The following is a 5708-nucleotide window of genomic DNA, read 5'->3' on the forward strand; positions in this document are numbered from 1 at the left end:
CGGGCTGGGCGGCAGCCGTGGCGGACTGGGTGGCAGCCGAAGCGGACTGGGCCGCAGCCGCCGGGGTCACTGCGTAACGCTGCGGCTCGCGGATGACCTGCGTGTCGTCGCTGGAGAGTAGGGGCTCTGACGCGGGGGCGGTCGTGCGCGTGGCTCGGCGAGGTGTTGCCCTGCGCGCCCGGTCGGCCCGCGCCTCGGTGCGCAGCCAGACCAGGACAGCCACGACGGTCAGCACCGAGAGTGGCACCGACGCCCAGAGCAGGACACCGGTGATGGCGAGGGCGATCGAGACGGGGACCCAGAGGACGGAGACGAGCAGAAGGGCCGCGCGCAGGAGTCGCTGGGCGCGGCTCACCGGACGTGGTGCACCGGGGCGCCGGTCACGGGCAGTGCTCATCGAATCCACCTCGCGTTGGGCGTCGCTGGGAGAACCGTCGACGCTTGACGGATGCCGGGCAACGAGCGGCGAACGTCGACGCGAAGCGCTGGCCGGGACGGCTTGCTTGACGTCGACCGTCGACAGGACGGTCCGGGCCGGTGCCACCGGGTATGAATGCGGCCGCGGCTCAGCGAGTTCGGTGCTGGGGAGGACCGGTCGCTTCTCCAGGACCCGCATGGCCTCGGTGTATCCGTCGACCGAACGTGCCGCCGCACCGTTCTCCCGGCGGCGCGACCAGTGCTGCAGAAGGTAGGCAGCCCAGATCGCCACGATGACGACGAAGATCAGGCTGCTGGCGGGCACGGACCCAACGGTAGGCGGCTACTCGGGCCAGCCGATGCATATCGGGTGCGTGTCGCGCAAGTGGCTGGTGTTACAACTGAGACAAACGTGGAATGAGCCCCTCAGCCTCGAGTTCCTCTCTCGTGACGGCAAAACTCAGGTGATCGCGCCAGGCTCCGGCTATGTGGAGGTACCGCTCACGGATGCCCTCCTCGCGGAGCCCAAGGCGGCGGACCAGCGCGAGCGAGCGCTCGTTGTCGACCCGGATGTTGACCTCGACCCGGTGCAGGCCGGCCGGACCGAGCGCATAGTCAATCGCGATGGCCAGGGCCCGTGTCGCAATCCCTTGCCCTGACTCCGATTCCGCGAGCCAGTAGCCGACGGCCGCCGACTGCTGCGCCGCCCGCGTGACGCCGAAGATGTGGACCTGCCCGACGATGCGCCCGCCGATCTCGATGCACCAGGGCATCGCTCGGTCGGCCGCCGCCTCCTCGTCGAGGTCATGGACGAACTGGCGGTAGCTCACCGGCTGCGAGGTGGAACCCGGCGGCAGCGTGGGTTCCCACGGGCGGACGTGGTCGGCGTTCTCGCGACGCAGCTGGTGCCACGCCTCCTCGTCCCTGATGCGGAGCGGCCGGAGAACGACCTCCGGATCCGCCGTCCGGTCGCGCAGGATGACGGGCCACGGTGCGGACTGTGGCCTGCGACGCCAGGGAAGTCTCACTGGTCGGGCGGTCCCGTGGTCCTCAGTGGTCTCCCCCGGGCAGCTGCTGGAGGACGTGCTCGAGGACCTGCTCGAGCACGTCGAGCCCGTCGGAGACCCCGCCCCGCGAGCCCGGGAGATTGACGACGAGGCTCTGGCCGGAGATCCCGACAAGGCCGCGCGAGAGCATGGCGGTGGGAACACCCTTGGCCACACCGGCCGCGCGCATGCCCTCAGCGATGCCAGGCACGAGCCGGTCGAGGAGGGGCATTGTCTGCTCCGGTGTCACGTCGGTCGGCGTCAAGCCCGTGCCGCCCGTGGTGATGACGAGATCCGGCTCCGAGGCGAGCACGTCGCGAAGCGTCAGGCCGAACTCGTCGCCGTCCGCCACCACGATCGGCTCTCCGGTCGAGAAGCCCCACGACTGGAGCCGTTCGACGATGACCGGTCCGGACCGGTCCGGGTAGACCCCGGCAGCGGCGCGGCTCGACGACGTGATGACGACCCCGCGCTTGTCGGCTCCGACGAGCTCGGCCTCTGTGTCGTTCACCGTGTCGGTTCGCGTGCTCTCACTCATGCCAGTCACCTGATCTTCCTCCCGACTTGGCGGTCACCCGGACATCGGTGATCCGCCCGTGCTTGTCGACGGCCTTGACCATGTCGATGAGTGCGAGGGCAGCCACGCTGACGGCGGTGAGCGCCTCCATCTCGATGCCCGTCCGGTCGGCCGTCCGGACGGTGGCTTCGATGTCGACCCCGTCGTCGGCCACCTCGACATCGACCTCCACGCCGTGAACCGCGATCGGGTGGGCGAGCGGAATGAGCTCGGGAGTGCGCTTGACTGCCTGGATCCCGGCGAGGCGGGCGACGGCCAGGGCGTCACCCTTGGGGACCGCGCCCGACCGGAGCGCTGCGATGGCCGCGCCGCTGAGCAGGACCCGCCCCCGGGCGCTCGCCTGACGCGCGGTGACCTGCTTGGCGGACACGTCGACCATGTGCGCCGTTCCGTCCGAGCGCACGTGGGTCAGGCCGGACGTGGACCCGCGGTCGGCAGGAGTCTGATCAGCCACTCGGCCATCATGTCACCGCGCTGTGCCAGCTTTCGGACTGGCCCGCTCGCCACCACAACTTCGCCCTGGCGAACGTGCCGCGGCCAGGGCGGGAGGAGCGCGCGGGAGCGTCGGGCTGGGAACGAGCCCAGCGGCATACGGCATCGTCGTGCCTCGAACTGATCGAGTGAACAAGATTCGGTCCGAAACCTGTTCACTCGATTGGGGTCAGACCAGGTCAGTTGTTGAGGTGCTTGGGAGGGAGCCCGGCGGCATACGGCATCGTCGTGCCCCAGCACCTCCCACAACTCAGCCGTGGCGCATGTGTCGGCGGGAGCTGCCCAGCTGGAGCGCCAACGACTCACCCGCGGTGCGGTTGTCGGTGGCCCAGTCCCGGCACGAACTGCCCACTCGACCAGGCGCTCGGTAGGAGCGCGCCGGAACTCAGGCTGGGAGCGAGCCCAGCGGCATGCCGCATCGTCGTGCCTCGAACTGATCGAGTGAACAAGATTCGGCCCGGATTCTGTTCACTCGATTGGGGTGTGGGTCGGGTCAGCTGTCGAGCAGGATGACGTCGACCTTCTCGCCTGCCACGAGGTCGGTAACAGCCTCGGGGACGACGAAGATGGCGTTCGCACGGGACAGGTCCGCGACGAAGTGCGAGCCCTGGCCGGCAAGCGGCTGGCACGTGAGCGCCCCATCCGAGTTGCGCGACACGATGGCCCGGCCGTACTGGCGCCGCCCCTCCGGCGACCGCAGCCCCGAGGTGAGCGTGGCGACGTCGACCGGGCGCCTCTCCGGAGCGAGCCGCATCAGCCGACGCAGCGCCGGACGCACGAAGACCTCGAAGGAGACGAACGACGAGACCGGGTTCCCGGGCAGGGCGAAGATCGGGACACGCAGGTCTCCGGGTCCGCTCAGATACCCGAAGCCCTGCGGCTTGCCGGGCTGCATCGCGACCTTGACGAACTCGACGCCCTTGTCCGCCAGGGCGCTCTTGACGACGTCGTAGGCACCCATCGAGACGCCGCCGCTGGTGATGATGACGTCGGCGTTCGCCACGCAGTCGTCCAGCGCGGCCAGGAGCTCCGCGTCCGTGTCACCGACGGCCGCACGGATCTCCGCGGAGGCTCCCGCTGCCACCGCGGCGGCCCACAGCATCGACGAGTTGGAGTCGTGGATCTGGCCGGGCCCCAAGGGTTCTCCAGGAGGGACGAGCTCAGTGCCCGTCGACATGATGACGACGTTTGGCCGACGGTGGACCTCGACCGAGGCGTGTCCGGACGCCGCGAGCAGGCCGATCGTCCGCGGCCCGACCACGTCGCCGGCCGACACGATCACCGACCCCTCGGACACATCCTCACCCCGGGGACGGACGTAGCGCCCCGTCGACACGGAGGCCCGGCACTCGACCGAACCGGTCGCCGACCCATCGGTCTGCTCGACGGCGATGACGGCGTCGGCCCCGGGCGGGATGGGCGCGCCGGTCATGATGCGAGCCGCCTCGCCGGGACCGACGGAGAAGGTCGGGTCCACCCCGGCGGCGACCTCGCCGACGATCCGGAGGCGCACCGACGACTCGTCAGCACCCTCGAGCGAGGACGCCTGGACGGCATACCCGTCCATCGACGAGTTGTCGAAGGCCGGCAGGTTGACCCGTGACCGGACGTCTCGCGCGACGACGAGGCCGAGCGACTCGGTGAGCGGCACGCTCTCGATGGGCGACGGATCGAGCGACGACAAGATCGCCTTGAGGTGCTGGTCGACCGTGCGCGTGTCCCCCGCCGATCCCTGCCGGGGCCCTTCCAGGACCGCGTTCTCCTCGACCCGCGCCAACCCGTCGACGAGTACGTCGCCGATGCAGCGGACGTTGCGCCCGAAGACCGGGTCGCCGATGACCCGCAGGCTCGTGCACTCGATCATCGACGGCACCCCGTGCGGGAACCGCTTCTCGAAACCCCCGACAAGCCGGTAGGCCGGGTCGAGGTCCACGAACGGCTCCGGCCCGTCCCCCACGGCGACGAGGTGCGAGCTGTCGTCGAGGACGAAGTAGTCGGACCGGACGACGAGCAGGTCGTTCGTCGTCTTCACCGGACGGAAGCGGGTCCGCGGCACGAGCAGCGCCTCCGAACCCTCGAAGACCTCGATCGCGGCACCCATCGCCGACTCGAGCTGGATCACCTCAGGTGACGACGGATCGGACGGGTCGACCGTCTTGCGGTTCACGATGATCGGCAGCCCCAGGACTCCGTCGCGCTCGGCCATGCGATCACGCAGGACCGACAGGTCGACCCAGAGGTTGTTCGCGTGGAACGTGTTGTGCCGCTTGATGTCCCCGAAGTACTGCTCCTCGCCCTCCGCCACCATGGCCGTGTCGCGGAGGATGAGCCGCCCGTCGGCCTTGCGGACGGCGAGGTGTCCGCCCTTGCGGTCGCTCTTGGTCCGCGTGCACACCTCCGCCACGTAGGGCAGCCCCCGCTCGACCATCCAGGCGGCGACCTCGGGATCGCAGGTTGCCCCGAGGTTGTCGGAGTTGGAGATGAAGGCGTAGCGAATCCCCTTCTCCAGCAGCGTCTCCAGGATGCCTGAGGTCAAGAGGGAGACATAGACGTCGCCGTGCCCGGGTGGACACCACTCGAGCTCCGGGTCCTGGGGCCACGTGGCCGGTCGGAGGCTGTCGGCGAGCAGCTTCGGCTCGGCGCTCTGGATGAAGTCGAGCGGCAGTCCGTCGACGGGCAGCGTGGGGTACTTCGCGAGGATCTCGAGCGACTGCTCCGACGTCCGGAAGGAGTTCATCAGGAGCAGGGGCAGGTCGACGCCCCACTCCTCGCGCAGCGCGAGGACCTGCTTGGCGATGATGTCGAGGAACGTCAGGCCGTCCTTGACCTCGAGCGCGGACTTGGCACCGCTCATCCCCATGCTCGTGCCGAGGCCGCCGTTGAGCTTGATGACTGCGGTCTGGCGCAGGGCGGCACGGGCGTCGTCGTCGCTCACCCGGACCTCGCCGAGCTCCTGGAGGTCGGCCAGCGGCTCGATGGTGTCCTCCGGGATGGTGCCGTGCGCACCCTCCTCCAGCTGCTGGTAATAGTGCTCGAAGACCGTGACGGCCTCGGGCCCCATGCCTCTGTCCCGCATACGCTCGACGGCGAGCGCCAACCCCTCCTGGCTCATGGGGTCACCTTACGATGGACCCCATGTGCGGCCAGGACGAGCAACAGGCGAGTCAGTCGTGACG

Annotated in this window: 5 protein-coding genes; all 5 read right to left on the reverse strand. The window is 69.6% G+C overall.

Annotated elements, in window-relative coordinates; translation table 11 throughout:
- Positions 1 to 742: hypothetical protein (locus tag VIR15_RS17360; RefSeq protein ID WP_331930030.1), on the reverse strand; the 742-nt coding region annotated here is incomplete at its 3' end.
- Positions 743 to 812: 70 nt separating this feature from the next.
- A complete protein-coding gene (locus tag VIR15_RS17365) occupies positions 813 to 1445 on the reverse strand; it encodes a GNAT family N-acetyltransferase (protein WP_331930032.1) in 633 nt (210 codons plus the stop codon).
- A gap of 22 nt (positions 1446 to 1467) precedes the next feature.
- On the reverse strand, positions 1468 to 2001 hold the full coding sequence (locus tag VIR15_RS17370) for a MogA/MoaB family molybdenum cofactor biosynthesis protein (protein WP_414654974.1): 534 nt from the start codon (positions 1999 to 2001) through the stop codon (positions 1468 to 1470).
- On the reverse strand, positions 1994 to 2494 hold the full coding sequence (gene moaC / locus VIR15_RS17375; RefSeq protein WP_331930036.1) for a cyclic pyranopterin monophosphate synthase MoaC: 501 nt from the start codon (positions 2492 to 2494) through the stop codon (positions 1994 to 1996). The genes VIR15_RS17370 and moaC overlap by 8 nt, the downstream gene beginning before the upstream one ends.
- A gap of 531 nt (positions 2495 to 3025) precedes the next feature.
- Positions 3026 to 5644, reverse strand: coding sequence for a UTP--glucose-1-phosphate uridylyltransferase (locus tag VIR15_RS17380; RefSeq protein ID WP_331930038.1), 2619 nt, complete (start codon positions 5642 to 5644; stop codon positions 3026 to 3028).
- Positions 5645 to 5708: the final 64 nt, after the last annotated feature.

Source organism: Intrasporangium sp. (genome assembly GCF_036566125.1).
In the GTDB taxonomy this organism is placed as follows: domain Bacteria; phylum Actinomycetota; class Actinomycetes; order Actinomycetales; family Dermatophilaceae; genus Intrasporangium.